Genomic DNA, 17841 nt, shown 5'->3' with positions numbered 1-17841 from the left:
AGCACCGGGCGCGGTGGCTCTACACCGGGCTGACGCGGGCGGCGCAGGCGATCACGGTGGTGGTGTAGGCGCGGGTCCCCTCTCCCGCACGGATCGTGTCTCAGTTGAACTGTGGTTGGAACGTCCGCGATGGGTAATTTGCGGACTTCGCGCGGTCAGCCATCGTCCCAGCGTCAATGCGGATTAAACGAAAGCAATCATCATGGATGTAAACACTCTTGGGCTAGTCGATCTTGAGTCTTAGCTTGAAACGCCGAGCTGAGCGTCCTGCCAGTCCTTCAGGGTCTGCCCCGTACTGACGAGGCGCCACGAGGTCCGCCCGTTCGTGTTCCTATTCTTGATCACCGCCGCTGCGGCCGAGGCGCTGGCGAATGTGACGTCCTCGGTGAACTCCAAGAAGCTAGGGTCCACAGAGGTTGCAAGGCGGCCATCGCCGATGAGCTGCTCACGCAACGGCGCGTAGCCGTTGGTGGAGAAATCGGTCTTTGTCGTTGCCATTGAGCCCTTGAGGACCGTGATCTCTCCGTCAACCTCGATGGCACGCGCCTCGTAGCCATGCTTCCCGCTGGTAAGCACTAGCTCGACCTGAGACGGCGTAGGCCCCTGTGCGCCTTCCACCGGCTTCGTGGACGCTGGGATCTTGCCCTTGGGTCGCAAGAAATCAAAGCCGACCACCGGGAGGATTACCTCAACCTGGGATATGAAAAACTCCATGTCCGCGATGTCGCTCTCGGGGAGTGCCTTGCGGCTAGGCTCGTTGCCGTTCGCAATGTTGGCGCGGTCGGCCGTCTTCGTCAGCTCCACGAAGCGGTGCTCAAGGTAGCGGACGTGGGCCTTGGTCAGATTGGCATCCTTAGATGTCACGATGCAGACCCGGCTCCAGAAATCCTTCGAGGGGTCCTTGGAGTGCGACTTAATGCGGTCGACGACGCTGTCGCCTTCCCCAACGTACACGCGAGCCTTGGTTGGCTGACCAGGGTCATCCCCCACCAGGAAGTAGACGCCCGTTCGAGTAGGCTCATCGCGCGTCAGGGCGTCACCTAGCCGGGACCTTGGGGCCACAAGGGCATGACCCGTCCAATTCATAATCTCGGCGGTGAGGATCCCCGTTGGGGAGCCGTCCACGAGGTACAGACGCACGCTTCGACCAAGAACCAACGCTGCCCCCTACCTCGATCCCGGCGTCGAGGATGGCTCGACACCCAGATTGTGGCCTGGATGCTGGAGTCCGCAAAGGGTCGGCAGCGGCGGTTGCGTCAGGGCAAGCTTCAAAATGAAACACGCCCTCCACACGGGCGGGGGAGCGTATCGAGCGTCTTCGCCCGTTCAAAGCTTCGTCCCAAAAATCTCCGCCACCTGCGGGATGTCCTTGTCGCCGCGGCCGGACATGTTGAGCACCATCAGGTGGTCGGCGGGCTTCTGCGGCGCGATGTCGAGGATGCGGGCGAGCGCGTGGGCCGGCTCCAGCGCCGGGATGATGCCCTCCAGCAGTGAGCAGAGCTTGAACGCTGCAAGCGTCTCGGAATCGGTGGCCGAGAGGTAGGTGACGCGGCCGGCCTCGTGCAACCAGGCGTGCTCGGGGCCGATGCCGGGATAGTCGAGGCCGGCTGAGATCGAGTGCGCGTCGCTGATCTGGCCGTCGGCATCCTGAAGCAGGTAGGTGCGGTTGCCGTGCAGCACGCCGGGCTTTCCGCCCGTGAGCGAGGCGGCGTGCAGGCCGGATTCGACGCCGTGGCCCGCCGCCTCGACCCCGAAGATCTCGACCTCGCGGTCGTCGAGGAACGGGTGGAACAGGCCCATGGCGTTCGAGCCGCCGCCGATGCAGGCGATGAGGGAGTCCGGGAGCCGCCCCTCCATCTCCAGCATCTGCTGCCTGGTCTCGATGCCGATGACCGACTGGAAGTCGCGCACCATCGCCGGGTAGGGGTGCGGGCCGGCGACCGTGCCGATGCAGTAGAACGTGTCGGCGACGTTGGTGACCCAGTCGCGCAGCGCCTCGTTCATCGCGTCCTTGAGGGTCTTCGTGCCGGATTCGACCGGGATCACCTCCGCGCCCAGCATCTTCATCCGGAAGACGTTCGGGGCTTGGCGGGCCACGTCGACGGCGCCCATGTAGACGACGCACTTGAGGCCGAAGCGGGCGCACAGCGTCGCGGTGGCGACCCCGTGCTGGCCGGCGCCGGTCTCGGCGATGATCCGCGGCTTGCCCATGCGGCGGGCGAGCAGGATCTGCCCGAGCACGTTGTTCACCTTGTGCGAGCCGGTGTGGTTCAGCTCCTCGCGCTTGAAGTAGACCTTCGCACCGTTCCCCGCCGGCGCCTTGGCGCGCAGGTGCTCGGTGAGCCGCTCGGCGTAGTAGAGCGGGCTCGGCCGGCCGATGTAGTGGGTGCCGTAGGAAACCATGTCGGCCCGGAAGGCCGGATCGGCCTTCGCCGCCTCGTAGGCGGCCTCCAGGTCGAGGATCAGCGGCATCAGGGTCTCGGCCACGAAGCGGCCGCCGAAGAGGCCGAACCGGCCGCGCTCGTCGGGGCCGGTGCGGAACGAGTTCGGGGGGGGCGAGAGGGTCACGGATCGTGTCCTTGTTCGCAGGAGCCTCCGCGACGGGCGCATCGCACGTCGGCCGCCCAGGCTCGCGGGCGGCACGGGGTCTGCCGAGGTGGCCTCGGTTTGCGGACGAATGCTCCGCGGGTCAACAGCCTGCGGCGCATGCCCGCCGGGGCCGAGCGTCGCGCCCGGCCTTCGTCGCCGCGCGCTGACGGCCCCTCTACTGCGGCTTCCCGTTCGGAACGCCCTGGTCGCTGCCGTTCGTCTCGAGCGCCTTCGCCGCTCCCTCGGCGGCGGGATCGGCCCTGGCCGGCGCGTCCACGGTGGCGGCCTCCGGCGGGGCCGCCGGCGTCGCCGAGGAGGTGGTGCTCGACGGGCCGCTGCTCGCGGCCGGCGATTTCTGTTCGACGGCGTTGCGGTTCTCGTTGCTGGTGGCGGGCGCGGGCGCGCCGGCCGGCTTCTCGGTGACGGGCTTGACGCCCGGGGCGTTGATGTCGGCGGGCTTGGCCGGGCTGTCCTTGCCCTCCGTCGCCTTGCCGGCCGCCGGCTTCTCGGAGGTGGGCGTGTCCGCGGGCTTGGCCGGCGCGGCAGGCGCGGCCTCCGCGGCGGGCTTGGCGTCGGCCGCCTTCTCGACGGCCGGGAGCGGCTTGGGCGCCTCGGACAGGGTGCGCAGGTAGGCGATGACGTTGCCGCGCTCCTGCGGCGCGCTGATCCCGGCATAGGCCATCTTGGTGCCCTTCACGTAGGTCTTCGGGCTCTCGAGGAACCCGTCGAGGTCGGCGTAGGACCAGTCGCCACCCTTCTCCTTCATCCCGGCCGAGTACTCGAAGCCCTCGTGCGAGCCCTTCTTGCGCTCGACGACGTTGTAGAGGTTGGGCCCGACCTTGTTCGGGCCGCCCTTCTCGAAGTTGTGGCAGGCTTGGCACGCCTTGATGCCGCCCTGGCCCTTCTCGATGTTGGCGCTGGCGAGCCGCACCGCGATCGGCTCGACCTTGGCCGCCTCGGGGGCCGCTGCGGCCTCCTCCTTGGCCTCGGGCAGGTCGTAGCCGGCGGTGCCGGCGGGCTTCGGGTGGTAGATGAGTTCGGCGACGAATCCCGATCCGACCGCGAACAGCAGGACGCCGAGGACCGCGCCGGCCACCTTGTTCAGCTCGAACGCGTCCATGCTCTCTCACACTCCGGTCGCGCCGCGGGGCGGCGGCGCAAGGCGATGGCCGGCACCCGGGCGCCGGACATTGGAAGATTTCGAGGCTGCCTTAGCCGCTCCGGGCCGATCTTGACAATGGCGCAGTCAGGCGCAGCCGGCATCCGATTGGTCGCAGACGCCCCGGGTCCTGCGGGCTGGGGCAGTCGAGCGGGTGCCCAATGACAACCTGGCGACCGCCTGTTAAGCACCCGCCCGCGGCTGCAAGCCGCTTCCCGCCCCGGCAGACCCTGCCCCGATGTCCGACCCCCTCGTCCTGATCCCGGCCCGGCTCGCCGCCACGCGGCTGCCGAACAAGCCGCTGGCGCTCATCGCGGGCGAGGCGATGATCGTCCACGTCTGGCGCCGCGCGGTCGCGGCCGGCCTCGGCCCGGTGGTGGTCGCGACGGATTCCACCGAGATCGCCGCGGTGGTCGAGGCCGTGGGCGGCGTCGCGGTGATGACGCGGGCCGACCACCCCTCCGGCTCCGACCGCCTCGCCGAGGCCCTGGAGATCGTCGATCCGCAGGGGAACCACGACGTCGTCGTCAACGTGCAGGGCGACCTGCCGACGATCGACCCGCGCGCGATCGGCGCCGCGGTCGCGCTGCTCGCCGACCGGACCGTGGACATCGCGACCCTGTGCGCGCCGATCACGGAGCCTGCGGAGGCCGACGACCCGAACGTGGTCAAGCTCGTCGGCCACCGGGCCGGGCCCGAGCGGCTGCGCGCCCTGTACTTCACCCGCGCCCGTGCCCCGTGGGGCGCGGGGCCGCTGTTCCACCACATCGGCCTCTACGCCTACCGCCGCCGGGCGCTGGCCCGCTTCATGGCGCTGCCGCCGGGCGAGCTGGAGCTGCGCGAGAAGCTGGAGCAGCTCCGCGCCCTCGAGGCCGGGATGCGCATCGACGCGGCGATCGTCGACGACCTGCCGCTCGGCGTCGACACGCCGGCCGACCTGGAGCGCGCCCGCGCCCTCCTCTCGGCCCGACGCCTGAACTGATCGCGCGATGACGCAGAACACCATCAGCTACCAGGGCGAGCCCGGCGCCAACTCGCACATCATCTGCGCGCAGGCCTACCCGGACTGGACGCCGCTGCCCTGCCCGACCTTCGAGGACGCCTTCGCGGCGGTGAGCGAGGGCCGGGCGCACGCCGCGATGATTCCGATCGAGAACTCGATCGCGGGGCGCGTCGCCGACATCCACCACCTGATCCCGACCTCGGCGCTCCGCATCGTCGCCGAGCACTTCCTGCCGGTCCACTTCCAGCTCATGGTGCTGCCCGGCACGCGGATCGAGGAGTTGCGGAGCGTCCACAGCCACGTCCACGCGCTGGGCCAGTGCCGCCGCATCATCCGCCGTCTCGGCCTCCGAGCGCTGGTCGCCGGCGACACCGCGGGCGCGGCCCGCGAGGTGGCCGAAGGCGGCGACCCGACCCGCGCGGCGCTGGCGCCGGCGCTGGCGGCCGAGGTCTACGGCCTCGACATCCTCGCCCGCGACGTCGAGGACGAGGCCCACAACACCACCCGCTTCGTGGTGTTCCGGCCCGACGCCGTGCCGGTCTCGGCCGGCGCGGCCCCGATGGTGACGAGCTTCGTCTTCCGGGTGCGCAACATCCCGGCGGCCCTCTACAAGGCGCTCGGCGGCTTCGCGACGAACGGCGTCAACATGTCGAAGCTCGAGAGCTACATGGTCGAGGGGCAGTTCACCGCCACGCAGTTCTACGCCGAGGTCGACGGCCACCCCGACGAGCCGGGGCTCGCCCGGGCGCTCGACGAGCTCGCCTATTTTTCGCGGGAGCTGCGGATCATCGGGACGTACCCGGCGCATCCGTTTCGGGACGCGGCACGGTTGGCGGCGGAGTAGATGGCTTTCTTCCAGCGATCACCGGAGCGCAGCGCGGCCCCCTCTCCCAGGAGGAGAAGTGACCCACGCCTTTCTCATGGCTCGTCTCATACCGTTCCCGGTTGATCGGTTCCCGGGCCTCGCCTCCCGTCATCCGCGCGTCCTCCCCTGTCCCCAACGCATCTCGGGCTTGCCCGAGATGCGCACTTCGGATGCCCAAGTCTTGGATGCCCAAGTCGGGCAAGCCCGACTTGGGTGGGGAGCGGGTGGCCCGCGAGCTAAGTCGGGAGAGGGGGGCGACCTATCCGTAAAGGGCGCTCCTCTCCCCCGACCCTCGCTCACGCGAGGGCCACCCTCCCCCGCAGAGGGGGGAGGGAGCGCACGCAGCCGAACCGATCAGCCGGAAACCGTCATGAGCCGGCAGTCGGGCTGCACTACTCCCGCTTGATCACCCGATCCACAAAGACATCCGACCAGAACCCCGGCCGGAAATCGCGCTTCAACGCCTCCGGGTCGTAGACCGTCTCGACCCAGGTCAGGAAGTCGAGCCCCCGCGCCTCGCCCTCGACGGCGTAGCGGGCGAAGAACGCGTCGAGGATACCGGTCTTGGCGAAGCGGAAGTGGCCGTAGCGGGCCGAGAGCTGACGGGCGGCCTCGGCCACCGGGCGGCCCTCGTGCAGGATCAGGTAGAGGGCGGCGGCCAGCCCCGCCCGGTCGGCGCCCGACTTGCAGTGCATCACCGCCGGGTAGGCGACGCCGGCGAAGAAGTCCTTGGCGGCCAGCACCGTCTCGCGGGCCGGGGCCTCGCGGGAGCGCAGCACGAACTCGACCAGCGTCAGCCCGTGGCGCGCGCAGGCCTCGCGCTGGAGCGGCCAGGAGCCGTGCTCGCGCCCGCCCCGGAGCGAGATCACCGTGCGGATGCCCTCGGCGCGGAAGCGGGCGAGCTGGTGCGGGCCGGGCTGGGCCGAGCGCCACAGCGCGCCCGCGCCGACCCGGTGGCGGTTGAGGTAGGCCATCCGGAACATGCCGTGGTCGACGAACAGCATGTTGGCCCAGGCGATCACCCGGGCGGGCGCGCCGGTGATCGGCCGCTCGAAGCGGGCGATCCGCGCCATGCGCCGCGCGTAGCGGGTCTCGGGCTTCAGGAAGCGGTTGATCACGAGGGCCGCGGGCTATCGGGATTCGGGCAGCGGACGGCTCTAGCAGCGCCCCGGGACCCGGGCAATTCGGCGGGACTCCGGCATCACCCTTGCGTTCCGCGCCGTTGCCTTCTGTTCGCCCGGATCGGGGCCGAACCTGACGGCCCGCCGCGGGTTACCGCCTGCGAATCGCTGAGGAAGGGCTGCCCATGAGCACGCGCACCACGAGCATCCGCCGGGCCCGCAGCGCGGATGCCGGTGCGCTGTCGGCGGTGTTCGATGCGGCGTGGCGGGAGGCCTATCGCGGGATCATCCCCGGCGTTCCCCTGGAGCGCCTGATCGCGCAGCGCGACCGCGCGTGGTGGCGCGGCACCCTGCGGCGCGGCCGGCCGGTCGCGGTGGTCGAGATCGCCGAGACGGTCGTCGGCTACGCCGCCTACGGCCGGGCGCGCAGCCGCACCCTGGGCGTCGAGGGCGAGATCGACGAGCTCTACCTCCTGCCCGAGTACCAGGGCGTCGGCCTCGGGCGGCGCCTGTTCCGGGCGGTGCGCAACGATCTTGCCGACCACGGCCTCACCCGGATCGGCGCGTGGTCGCTGGAGGACAACGCCCGGGCGGCCGGCTTCTACGAGGGCCTCGGCGGCCGGCCCGGCCCGCGCACCCTCGACCGGGTCGCCGGCGTGCCGCTGCCGAAGGTCGGCTACGTGTTCGGCTGACGCTTCCCGCGAAACGTCGTGCGCGCCCGCCCGCGCAGATTTGCTTGACGCCGCAACGCCTCTATGAGACCGGCCGAACGGGGTGGAACCCCGTCGTCCGGGACGCAAACGCCATGATCATCGACAACATTTCGCTCGGCAAGAACCCGCCGCACGACGTCAACGTCATCATCGAGGTGCCGCTCGGCGGCGAGCCGATCAAGTACGAGATGGACAAGGAGGCCGGCGCGCTCGTCGTCGACCGGTTCCTCTACACCTCGATGGTCTACCCTGGGAATTACGGCTTCATCCCGCACACGCTGTCGGGCGACGGCGACCCCTGCGACGTGCTGGTCGCCAACACCCGCGCGGTCGCGCCCGGCGCGATCATGAGCGTGCGCCCGGTGGGCGTCCTGGTGATGGAGGACAATGCCGGCGAGGACGAGAAGATCATCGCCGTGCCCTCGCGCCACCTGACGATGCGCTACGACCGCATCGAGAACCACACCGACCTGCCCGACATCACCATCCACCAGATCCAGCACTTCTTCGAGCACTACAAGGATCTGGAGCCCGGCAAGTGGGTCAAGATCGTGCGCTGGGGCGACAAGGTCGAGGCCCACCGCCTGATCCTCGAAAGCATCGAGCGCGCCGGGAAGGCCAAGGCGTAGCGCCGCGCGAGCCGGGCGGCGCAATCGGTCGGCTGCCGCGGGGACGACCTCAGAGCGCCTCCCCCCGCATCAGCCGCGGCTGCGCCCCGCGCGCGGCGGCGGCTTCGCCGACGAAGAACCGCTTGAGGCCGGGCAGCCGGTCGACGAGGCCGAGGCCGAGGTCGCGGGCGAGCCGCAGCGGCAGGGCGTCGTTGGAGAACAAGCGGTTGAGCCCGTCGGTGGCGGCCGCCATCGCCAGGGTGTCGAAGCGGCGGGCGCGCTCGTAGGCGCGCAGCACGTCCTCCGAGCCCGGATCGAGGCCGAGCCGCAGCGCCCCGGTGACGGCCTCCGCGAGCGCGGCGGCGTCGGCGAGCCCGAGGTTCAGCCCCTGCCCGGCGATCGGGTGGATGACGTGGGCCGCGTCTCCCAGGAGCGCGAGGCGGTCGGCGCGGAAGCTGCGGGCGATGCCGAGGGTGAGCGGGTGGGCGGTGGGGCCGTGCTCCAGCCGCAGCCGGCCGAGACTGGGCGTGAAGCGCCGCTCGATCTCGGCGAGGATCGCGTCCGGGCCGCCGTCGGTCAGCCTCGCCACGCTCTCCGTCCGCTCGGTCCAGACGATCGAGGAGCGGTGTCCCTGCGCCCCATCCGAGAGCGGCAGGATCGCGAAGGGGCCGCTAGGCAGGAAGTGCTCCGTGGCGCGGCCCCCGTGCGGATGCGCGTGGCCGATCGTGGCGACGATGCCGGATTGCGGGTACGACCGGCCGACCCAGCCGATGCCCGCGGCCTCTCGCAGCCGCGAGCGCGCGCCGTCCGCCGCGACGAGGAGCGCGGCCGGGAGGCTGCGCCCGTCCGCGAGGACGGCCCGGATCGCGCCGCCCTCGGGCAGGGCGCGGGCGATGCCGACGGGCTCGAGCACCACGCCGGCCGCCCGGCAGGCGCTCAGCAGCGCCTCGACCAGCGCCTGCGCCTCGACCATGTGGGCGAAGGGACCGCCCGCGTCCCGCGCGTCCTGCGCGAAGGTGAGGAAGACCGGGCGCACCGGGTCGGCGAGCCGGCTGTCGCTGATCACCATCGCGGTGATCGGCTGCGCCGCCGCCCCGAGCCGGTTCCAGACGCCGAGACGCTCCAGCATCCGCCGCCCGCCCGCGGCGATCGCGAAGGCCCGGCCCCGCTGCCGGGCCGCGACCTCCGGCAGGCCGGGATCGCACAGGGTGAGTGCGAGCGCCGCGCCGTGCGCCTGGGCGAGCGCGAGGGCGAGGGCGAGCCCCGGGATGCCCGCGCCCGCCAGCAGGAGGCTGCGCCTGCCCGAACGGGCCGTCGAACCTGTCATCGTCGCCTCGTCCCGTGTCGCGGCGCTCGGACGTCCCGCCACGGCGCTGCCGTGCCGTCCGCTGCGCCCGGGGACAACGCGCGGCGGCCGCCCGCGGCCTGCGCATGAAATGCCGCGGCGCTGGTGCTATGTCGAACGGGTCGCGGCCGGCCCGACGACCGCACCCGCCCCGGACAGCGCCCGCCCTGCCATGACCGACATCGTCGCCGAACTCCTCGCCCTCCTGGACCTCGAACGCCTTGAGACCGACCTGTTCCGCGGGTTCAGCCCGCGCGGCGGCTGGAAGCGGGTGTTCGGCGGGCAGGTGGTGGCGCAGGCGCTGGTCGCCGCGACCCGCACGGTGCCGCGCGCGCGGGCGCCGCACTCGCTGCACGCCTACTTCCTGCTCGGCGGCGATCCGAGCGTGCCGATCGTCTACGAGGTCGAGCGCATCCGCGACGGACGCAGCTTCACCACCCGCCGGGTCAAGGCGATTCAGCACGGCCGCGCGATCTTCGCGAGCACGATCTCCTATCAGGCGGTGGAGGACGGATACGCGCACCAGGCGGCGATGCCGTTCGCCCCCGACCCCGAGACGCTGCCCGACACGCGGGACCTGCTCGCCCGGGGCGTGCCCGGCATCCCGGCGGCGGTGGCCGGCTACTTCGGCCGCCCGCGCCCGATCGAACTGAAGCCCGTGGATCTGCGGCGCTACCTGGACGGCGGCCCGCAGGCGCCGCTCTGCAACGTCTGGCTGCGCGCCGCCGCCGCCCTGCCCGACGATCCCGCGATCCATCAGGCGGTGCTGGCCTACGCCTCCGACATGACGCTGCTGGACGCGACGCTCATCGCCCACGGTCGCTCGGTGTTCGACCCCGATATCCAGTCGGCGAGCCTCGACCACGCCCTGTGGTTCCATCGCTCGTTCCGGGCCGACGACTGGCTGCTCTACGCCCAGGACAGTCCGAATTCCGGCTTCGCCCGGGGCTTCGCCCGCGGCCAGATCTTCTCGCGCGACGGGACGCTGGTGGCTTCGGTTGCCCAGGAGGGACTGATCCGGCCGCGATCGGCTTAGCGCGGCGCAACCGTGACGCGCGCTCGCCGAGCAAGCTTTTGTTTCTTCATGATGCATTTTGCGCGTCTTATAGGCTTCATTGCTCGGCACATGCCCGCTCAGGCGCCCGAAAATGATCACGGATTAGCCAGAAGCCGTCCGGCGAAAAGGTTCCCAAAAATGGCGATGCTGGCATAGTCCTTGAATGAGCGCTCCGCGAACGCGGGATCATTCCGATCCGCGCCGACATCCCGCACCGGAGCACCCGCGCAGAGCAGCGGCGCCGGCAAGCGGGTTCCACGGACGACAGGGAAGCGCCGCCCATGAAGATCGTGATGGCCATCATCAAGCCGTTCAAGCTGGAAGAGGTGCGCGACGCCTTGACCGGCATCGGCGTGCACGGCCTGACGGTGACCGAGGTCAAGGGTTACGGCCGCCAGAAGGGCCACACCGAGATCTACCGCGGCGCCGAGTACGCCGTGAGTTTCCTGCCCAAGCTGAAGATCGAGGTCGCGGTCGCCGCAGACCTCACCAGCACCGTCATCGACGCCATCGCGGGCGCGGCCCGCACCGGCCAGATCGGCGACGGCAAGATCTTCGTGATGCCGCTGGAGAAGGCCGTCCGCATCCGCACCGGCGAGACCGACGCCGACGCTCTCTAGGCCATCGACGGGGCCGGCGCGCCGGCTCCGGCACGACCCTTCCACCCTGTCCCCAACACCCAGAAACTCGCATCGCGACCGGGAGTCTCGTGTCCATGAAACTTCGCAACACCCTCGCGCTCGGACTGGGAGGCGCGGCGCTGGCCCTCGTCCTCATCGAGCCGTCCCTCGCACAGTCGCCCGCGCCGGAAGCTGCGGCGGCACCCGCCGCTGCCGTGCCCAACAAGGGCGACACCGCCTGGATGCTGATCTCCTCGACCCTCGTGCTGATGATGACCGTGCCGGGTCTGGCGCTGTTCTACGGCGGCCTCGTGCGCACCAAGAACATGCTTTCGGTGCTGACCCAGGTCTTCGGTATCGCCTCGATCGTCTGCCTGCTGTGGGTGTTCTACGGCTACAGCCTCGCCTTCACCAACGGCGGCGGCATCAACGACTTCATCGGCGGCTTCTCCAAGGCCTTCCTCAAGGGCGTCGATCCCACCTCGGTGGCCGCGACCTTCTCCAACGGCGTCGTCATCCCCGAATACGCCTACATCTGCTTCCAGATGACGTTTGCGATGATCACCCCGGCGCTCATCGTCGGCGCGTTTGCCGAGCGGATGAAGTTCTCGGCGCTCGTGGTGTTCACGATCCTCTGGGTCACGCTGATCTACTTCCCGATGGCGCACATGGTTTGGTACTGGGGCGGGCCCGACGCGGTCGGCAACGCCGCCAAGGCGCTGGCCGCGGCCACCGACGACGCCGCCAAGAAGACGGCCCAGGACGCGCTCGACGCCGTCAACGCCGACGCGGGCTTCCTGTTCAAGAAGGGCGCGCTCGACTTCGCTGGCGGCACGGTGGTGCACATCAACGCGGGCATCGCCGGCTTCGTCGGCTGCCTGATCCTCGGCAAGCGCATCGGCTACGGCCGCGATCTCCTCGCCCCGCACTCGCTCACCATGACCATGATCGGCGCCTCGCTGCTCTGGGTCGGCTGGTTCGGCTTCAACGCCGGCTCCAACCTCGAGTCGAACGGCACCACGGCGCTCGCCATGATCAACACCTTCGTCGCCACCGCGGCGGCGGCGGTCTCCTGGCTGTTCGTCGAGTGGGCGGTCAAGGGCAAGCCGTCGCTCCTCGGCATGGTCTCGGGCGCCATTGCCGGCCTCGTCGCCGTCACCCCGGCCTCGGGCTTTGCCGGCCCGATGGGCTCGATCGTGCTGGGCCTCGTCGCCGGCGGCGTGTGCTTCATCATGTGCTCCACGGTGAAGAACGCGATCGGCTACGACGACTCGCTGGACGTGTTCGGCGTGCACTGCATCGGCGGCATCATCGGGGCGCTGGCCACCGGCATCCTGGTCGATCCGAAGCTCGGCGGCGTCGGCATCCCCGACTACAGCACCAAGCCCGGCGAGATGGTGCTCGGCACCTACGACATGATGAGCCAGTTCATCATCCAGGCCGAGGCCGTGGGCCTCACCCTGCTGTGGTCGGGCATCGGCTCCGCGATCCTGTACAAGCTGGTCGACGTCACGATCGGTCTGCGGGTGACCCAGGACGAGGAGCGCGAGGGCCTCGACATCGCCGATCACGGCGAGCGCGCCTACAACTACTGATCGTCCATTCACTGGTCGGCCGGTCCCGCGGGACCGGCCGCTTCGGGGCTCCGGTTCTTGCGAATCGGGGCCCTTCTCGACTCCCGCGCCAGCATGGAGCCGGTGGGCTTCCACCTGCGGGGCGGTTGCGCGGCGGAGCACGAACGGTGGCGAGAACGTGGCTCGGGCGCAACATCGGCGTGACAACGGCGCTGTACCGTCAAAATTGCCTGCAAAATAGGCATTTGCCCCAAGATTGATTTTGCACGATCACGTGAGATTGAGCACCCTGAGCTTTAGGTAAGAAGAGGGTCTCGTAGCCATGACGTTGAAGCTGTTCCTGCAGGGCGCCACGGCGTCGATCGCTGCGCTCCTCTGCGTCGGACAGGTTGCTGCGGCCGATCTGGCGGCCAAGCCCGCGCCGGTCCCGGTTCCGGAATCCTGCAAAGTCGCGATCACCTTCCCCGCCTATGGCGGCGTCATCAAGCAGAACCCGAACCCGGCCTGCTTCACCATCGCCGGCATCGGCGAGATCTACGTCGGCGGCGTGGTGACCGGCTACGCGTACTATCAGACCAACCAGTTCCCGTTCTCGGCGGCCCCGCTCCCCAGCGACCGCGCCGCGCGGGTCGACTTCTCGAACATCCAGGGCTTCATCCAGAAGGCCGACGGCCCGTTCCAGTTCTACGTGGCGGTCGGCGCCTACACGATCCCGGGCCTCGGCCTGCCGGTCTACAGCACCTTCGATCAGACCGACCTGCTCTTCACCCCCGTCCCGATCGCGTTCGGCAAGTACCAGATCAACGACGACTGGTCGATCCAGGGCGGGCGCATGCCGACCCTGATCGGCTCGGAGCTGCCCTTCACCTTCCAGAACCTGAACATCTCCCGCGGCCTGGTGTTCAACCAGGAGAACCTCATCAACCAGGGCGTGCAGGTCAACTGGGCCAACGGTCCGTGGTCGGTGTCGGTGGCCGCCACCGACGGGTTCTTCTCCGGCGAGATCAACTGGGTCACCGGCGCCGTCACCTACAAGATCGACGACGCCAACACGGTCGGCATCAACGGCGGCACGCATTTCAGCGAGTTCAATTCCAGCCTGCGCAGCCTGCGCTTCCAGTACGCGACCCCCCTGTCGTTCCAGAACAGCAGCATCGTCAGCGCCAACTACACCTACTCCGCCGGCCCCTGGATCGTGACGCCGTACGTCCAATACACCAACGTCGACACCAACGCCGCGCTCGGCCTCGCCGGAGCCGAAACCTTCGGCGGCGCGATCCTCGCGAGCTACGCGTTCACCGACAACTTCGCTCTGGCCGGCCGCTTCGAGTACATCGCGCAGAGCGGAAGCCGCTTCAACCCGTTCGGTCAGACCTCCGTCCTCTACGGCCCCGGTAGCGAGGCGCTCTCCTTCACGGTCACGCCGACCTTCACCTTCGACCGGTACTTCATCCGCGGCGAGTTCTCGACCGTGCAGCTCTACGACATCACGCCCGGCCTGGGCTTCGGCCGCTCCGGGACCAGGACGTCGCAGGAGCGCTACATGGTCGAGACGGGCATCACGTTCTGATCCGTTCCGAACCCGGCCTCGACGGGGGCCGATCTTCCGGCCTTCGAGAGGGGCGGCGGCGCAGCCTGCGTCGCCGCTCCTCGCGGTTCGCGGCGTCCCTTCGCTGATCGCGAACGGTGTTCGGACGCCGAAACGTCAGTGTCCGTCGAAGTCCCGATCCATCGATTGCTTGTGGAAGGCGCGATCCGATGATCGCGAAATCCCGCCGGCTCAGGCTATGCTGCCACCGGCCGACGACGGTTCGCGTCGACTCGGGTCTCGCCCGGCGGCGAGGCCCGCGGCCGGACCTCGGGTGAGCGGCTCGCAGCGGCGCCCGGTCCCTCCGACCCCGGACTGCGAGGGAGCGGAACGATGAGCGACCATCTCGCGGACGTGACCAAGTACGCCAGGAAGCCGGTGAACGAGGCGGCCGTCACCGGCCTCGCCAAGACCTACCGCCTGGTTATGTCCAAGCCCGACACCAAGTACGTCGCCTGCTCCGACAAGCTCGAACTGGACCGGGTGCGCGAGAATTTCCTGAAGAAGAAGCTCGGCCTGACCGGCGATGATCTCGACACCGCGATCAAGGCGGTGTGCACGACGATGAAGGCCTCCCGCTCGAAGTCGCGCCTGACGTTCTACTACCTGCTGGCCGAGCACTACGAGAAGCTCGGCACCTTCGGCTGACCCGCGTGTCGCGCGGTCCCGTCACGCCGTCCCGACCGGTCCGGGCGCTCCTCGGACCGGTACGACTTGAGGATGCGGTCGAGACGGACGGCGCCGGTCAGGCGGCCCGCGTCAGCTTCGCCGTCTCGGCCGCGAACGCCCAATCCAGCCACGGCGTCAGCGCTTCGAGGTCGGCCCGCTCCACCGTGCCGCCGCACCAGATGCGCAGGCCGGCCGGCGCGTCGCGGTAGGCGCCGATGTCCAGGGCCACGCCCTCGTCCGCGAGCGTCGCGACGATGCCCTTGGCCACTGCCTCGACCGCCGCATCGCCCCGCGCGAGCACGTCCGGGTCCGCGATCACGAGGCACACGCCGGTGTTGGAGTAGGTCGCCGGATCGACGGCGAGGTTGGCGATCCAAGGGGTTCGCGCCGCCCAGTCGTGGATGACCCGCGCGTTGCCGTCCGCCCGCGCGTGCAGGGCGTCGAGGCCGCCCAGCGATTGTGCCCACCCGAGCGCATCGAGGTAGTCCTCGACCGCGAGCATCGAGGGCGTGTTGATGGTCTCGCCGGAGAAGATCCCCTCGATGAGCTTGGCCCCCCTGGTGAGGCGGAACACCTTCGGCACGGGCCACGCGGGCACGTGGCTCTCCAGGCGCGCGACGGCGCGGGGCGAGAGCACCAGCATCCCGTGCGCGGCCTCGCCGCCCATCACCTTCTGCCAGGAGAACGTCACGACATCGAGCTTCCGCCAGTCGAGCGGTTGCGCGAAGGCGGCCGAGGTCGCGTCGCAGATCGTGAGCCCCTCGCGGTCGGCGGCGATCCAGTCGCCGTTCGGCACCCGCACCCCTGCGGCGGTGCCGTTCCAGGTGAAGACCACGTCGTTGTGCCGCGTGTCGATCGCCGACAGGTCCGGCAGGGCGCCGTAGGGCGCCCGGTGGATGCGGGGGCTGATCCTGAGCTGGTTCAGCGCGTCCGCGACCCACTCGGAGCCGAACGCCTCCCAGGCCGCGACCTCCACCGTCCGGGGGCCCAGCATCGTCCACATCGCCATCTCGACGGCGCCCGTGTCGGAGGCCGGGACAATGCCGATGCGGTGGTCGGCCGGCACCCGCAGGACCTCGCGCGTCAGGTCGATCGCCCGGCGGAGCTTGGCCCTGCCGGCGGCGGAGCGGTGCGAGCGCCCGAGCGCGGCGCCTTCGAGCGCCGCGGGGGTCCAGCCGGGGCGCTTGGCGCAGGGGCCGGAGGAGAAGTTGGGCCTTCGGGGACGCGCGGCGGGTCGGCTCGTCATCCTCATCCATCCTTGCAGATGGGCGCACCTCGTCGGGGAGGCGTGTCCCGGGGCGGCCCATGCGCCGATCCGGGCGGGGGCGCAAGGGCCCGCCGATCAGCGCCGCGTTTCCTCGCCCCCGCCGTCCCCGTCCTCGTCTCGCGCGGCCCGCGCGATCAGGTCCGGCCGGCGCTCAAGGGTGATCCGCTCCGATTCCGCCCGGCGCCAGCGGGCGACGGCGCCGTGGTCGCCGCCGGTGAGCACCGCCGGGATCGCCCGGCCCTCCCAGTCGCGCGGCCGCGTGTAGTGCGGGTATTCGAGGGACGCGCCCTCGAAGCTCTCCTCGGTCCCCGAGGCCGCGTGGCCCATGACGCCCGGCAGCAGCCGCACGCAGGCGTCGACCAGGGTGATCGCGGCGATCTCGCCCCCCGAGAGCACGTAGTCGCCGATCGAGACCTCCTCCAGGGTCCGCCCCGCGATCACCCGCTCGTCGACCCCCTCGAACCGGCCGCACACGATCATGACGCCGGGGCCCGCGCTCAAGCTCCGCACCCGCGCCTGCGTCAGCGGTTTTCCGCGGGGCGACATCAGCAGGCGGGGGCGCGGGTCGTTCACCGGCGCGGCGGCGTCGATCGCGGCCGCGAGCACGTCGCAGCGCAGCACCATGCCGGCGCCGCCGCCCGCCGGGGTGTCGTCGACGCTGCGGTGGCGGCCGATCCCGTGCTCGCGGATGTCGCGGGCCTCCAGACCCCACGCCCCGCGCGCGAGCGCAGTCCCTGCGAGCGACAGGCCGAGGGGCCCCGGGAACATCTCGGGATAGAGGGTGAGGATCGTCGCCCGCCAGGGCGCGAAGGGTGCCGTCATCCCGCTTGATGGCGCCCGCGGGCCTGCGCGGTCAACGCCGCGGCACCGGCGGCTCGCCCCGCGCGTTGCGGTTCGATGATCAGACCGCTCCTCGCCCTTCTCGCCCTCGCCCTTGCTACGGCCGCGCAGGCCGCCGAGCCGCTGGGGCCGCCCGGCGCCCCGGCCGCGGTCTTCCCGCGGCCGGACCGGCCGGTGGCCGAGATCATCGCGGCGCAGTGGGCGCTGGAGCGGGACCGCGAGAAGGCCGACGAGTTCGGGCAGGTGGCGCGGCTGATGCGGTTCACCGCCGGCCAGACGGTCGCCGACGTCGGCGCCGGCAGCGGCTACTACGTGACCCGGCTGAGTCCCGTCGTCGGCCCTCGGGGCCGCGTGCTCGCCGAGGACGTGATGCCCCTCTACCTCGCTGACCTGGAGCGGCGCCTGCGCCGGGCGGGGCTTTCCAACGTCACCGTCGTGCGCGGCGAGCCGCACGATCCGCGGCTGGTGCCGGCGTCCGTGGATGCCGCGATCCTGGTGCACATGTACCACGAGATCACGCAGCCCTTCGGCCTGCTGCACAACCTCGCCGCCGCGATGAAGCCCGGCGGCCGGGTCGGCATCGTCGACGCCGACGACATCCCCTCCCGCCACGGCACGCCGCCCAAGCTCCTGCGCTGCGAACTCTCCGCGGCGGGCTACCGCGAGACCGGGTTCTCGGTGCTCGACGGTGGCGTGGGCTACCTCGCGATCTTCGAGGCGCCCGCACCTGACGCGCGGCCGGACCCGGGCGCGATCAGGCCGTGCAAGGACGAGGCGACGCGCGCCGCGCCGGGATAGGGCTGCGCCCCGCCTGCACCCGCCC

General features: G+C 70.7%; 17 protein-coding genes. 10 read left to right on the top strand and 7 right to left on the bottom strand.

Going from position 1 to position 17841, the window contains the following annotated elements:
* Window positions 1–240 precede the first annotated feature (240 nt).
* From ACFE8Y_RS10080 to ACFE8Y_RS10070, 3 genes are all read right to left on the bottom strand, one after another.
* On the bottom strand, window positions 241–954 hold the full coding sequence (locus ACFE8Y_RS10080) for a GIY-YIG nuclease family protein (RefSeq protein ID WP_375464254.1): 714 nt from the start codon (window positions 952–954) through the stop codon (window positions 241–243).
* 372 nt (window positions 955–1326) lie between these two features.
* The gene (trpB, locus tag ACFE8Y_RS10075; RefSeq protein ID WP_375464253.1) at window positions 1327–2568 is read right to left on the bottom strand and encodes a tryptophan synthase subunit beta; all 1242 of its coding nucleotides are present in this window, start codon (window positions 2566–2568) and stop codon (window positions 1327–1329) included.
* A 196-nt stretch (window positions 2569–2764) separates the two neighbouring features.
* Complete coding sequence (locus ACFE8Y_RS10070; RefSeq protein ID WP_375464252.1) at window positions 2765–3709, bottom strand: c-type cytochrome; 945 nt, start codon at window positions 3707–3709, stop codon at window positions 2765–2767.
* Between the two features lie 277 nt (window positions 3710–3986).
* Here ACFE8Y_RS10070 and ACFE8Y_RS10065 point away from each other — a divergent pair, with 277 nt between their 5' ends.
* Window positions 3987–4730, top strand: coding sequence for a 3-deoxy-manno-octulosonate cytidylyltransferase (locus ACFE8Y_RS10065; RefSeq protein ID WP_375464251.1), 744 nt, complete (start codon window positions 3987–3989; stop codon window positions 4728–4730).
* A gap of 7 nt (window positions 4731–4737) precedes the next feature.
* Window positions 4738–5595 carry a prephenate dehydratase gene (locus ACFE8Y_RS10060; RefSeq protein WP_375464250.1) on the top strand — a complete coding sequence of 286 codons (858 nt, stop codon included), beginning with the start codon at window positions 4738–4740 and terminating at the stop codon, window positions 5593–5595.
* A gap of 413 nt (window positions 5596–6008) precedes the next feature.
* Here ACFE8Y_RS10060 and ACFE8Y_RS10055 read toward each other — a convergent pair whose 3' ends face one another.
* Window positions 6009–6734 (bottom strand): tyrosine-protein phosphatase, encoded by a 726-nt coding sequence (locus tag ACFE8Y_RS10055; protein ID WP_375464249.1) that lies wholly within the window; start codon window positions 6732–6734, stop codon window positions 6009–6011.
* Between the two features lie 188 nt (window positions 6735–6922).
* On the opposite strand from ACFE8Y_RS10055, the gene ACFE8Y_RS10050 reads away from it, so the two are divergent.
* Entirely contained in the window at window positions 6923–7429 is a 507-nt protein-coding gene (locus tag ACFE8Y_RS10050) for a GNAT family N-acetyltransferase (RefSeq protein ID WP_375464248.1), read from the top strand.
* A 113-nt stretch (window positions 7430–7542) separates the two neighbouring features.
* Window positions 7543–8079, top strand: a complete 537-nt coding sequence (ppa, locus tag ACFE8Y_RS10045; protein WP_375464247.1) for an inorganic diphosphatase — start codon at window positions 7543–7545, stop codon at window positions 8077–8079.
* Window positions 8080–8128: 49 nt separating this feature from the next.
* Here the strand turns inward: ppa and ACFE8Y_RS10040 are convergent, their stop codons facing one another.
* Complete coding sequence (locus ACFE8Y_RS10040; protein WP_375464246.1) at window positions 8129–9385, bottom strand: FAD-dependent monooxygenase; 1257 nt, start codon at window positions 9383–9385, stop codon at window positions 8129–8131.
* A gap of 190 nt (window positions 9386–9575) precedes the next feature.
* Between ACFE8Y_RS10040 and tesB the strand changes: the two genes are divergently transcribed.
* The 5 genes from tesB to ACFE8Y_RS10015 all read left to right on the top strand — a co-directional run bounded on the left by tesB (window position 9576) and on the right by ACFE8Y_RS10015 (window position 14890).
* A complete protein-coding gene (gene tesB / locus ACFE8Y_RS10035) occupies window positions 9576–10439 on the top strand; it encodes an acyl-CoA thioesterase II (RefSeq protein ID WP_375464245.1) in 864 nt (287 codons plus the stop codon).
* Window positions 10440–10741: 302 nt separating this feature from the next.
* Window positions 10742–11080, top strand: coding sequence for a P-II family nitrogen regulator (locus ACFE8Y_RS10030; RefSeq protein ID WP_147728184.1), 339 nt, complete (start codon window positions 10742–10744; stop codon window positions 11078–11080).
* A gap of 95 nt (window positions 11081–11175) precedes the next feature.
* On the top strand, window positions 11176–12675 hold the full coding sequence (locus tag ACFE8Y_RS10025; protein WP_375464244.1) for an ammonium transporter: 1500 nt from the start codon (window positions 11176–11178) through the stop codon (window positions 12673–12675).
* A 301-nt stretch (window positions 12676–12976) separates the two neighbouring features.
* Complete coding sequence (locus ACFE8Y_RS10020) at window positions 12977–14224, top strand: outer membrane beta-barrel protein (RefSeq protein ID WP_375464243.1); 1248 nt, start codon at window positions 12977–12979, stop codon at window positions 14222–14224.
* 351 nt (window positions 14225–14575) lie between these two features.
* Window positions 14576–14890: a DUF2853 family protein gene (locus ACFE8Y_RS10015; RefSeq protein WP_375464242.1), complete on the top strand. Its 315-nt coding sequence runs from the start codon at window positions 14576–14578 to the stop codon at window positions 14888–14890.
* A gap of 97 nt (window positions 14891–14987) precedes the next feature.
* Here the strand turns inward: ACFE8Y_RS10015 and ACFE8Y_RS10010 are convergent, their stop codons facing one another.
* A complete protein-coding gene (locus ACFE8Y_RS10010; protein WP_375464241.1) occupies window positions 14988–16157 on the bottom strand; it encodes a phosphoserine transaminase in 1170 nt (389 codons plus the stop codon).
* Window positions 16158–16253: 96 nt separating this feature from the next.
* Window positions 16254–17000 carry a tRNA (guanosine(37)-N1)-methyltransferase TrmD gene (gene trmD / locus ACFE8Y_RS10005; RefSeq protein ID WP_375464240.1) on the bottom strand — a complete coding sequence of 249 codons (747 nt, stop codon included), beginning with the start codon at window positions 16998–17000 and terminating at the stop codon, window positions 16254–16256.
* Window positions 17001–17075: 75 nt separating this feature from the next.
* Between trmD and ACFE8Y_RS10000 the strand changes: the two genes are divergently transcribed.
* A complete protein-coding gene (locus ACFE8Y_RS10000) occupies window positions 17076–17816 on the top strand; it encodes a class I SAM-dependent methyltransferase (protein ID WP_375464239.1) in 741 nt (246 codons plus the stop codon).
* Window positions 17817–17841: the final 25 nt, after the last annotated feature.

Origin of the sequence: uncultured Methylobacterium sp., assembly GCF_964242245.1 — a bacterium.
Taxonomy (GTDB): domain Bacteria; phylum Pseudomonadota; class Alphaproteobacteria; order Rhizobiales; family Beijerinckiaceae; genus Methylobacterium.
The sequence above is the reverse complement of the archived record's forward strand: the minus strand, read 5'-3'. Positions and strand labels throughout refer to the sequence as shown.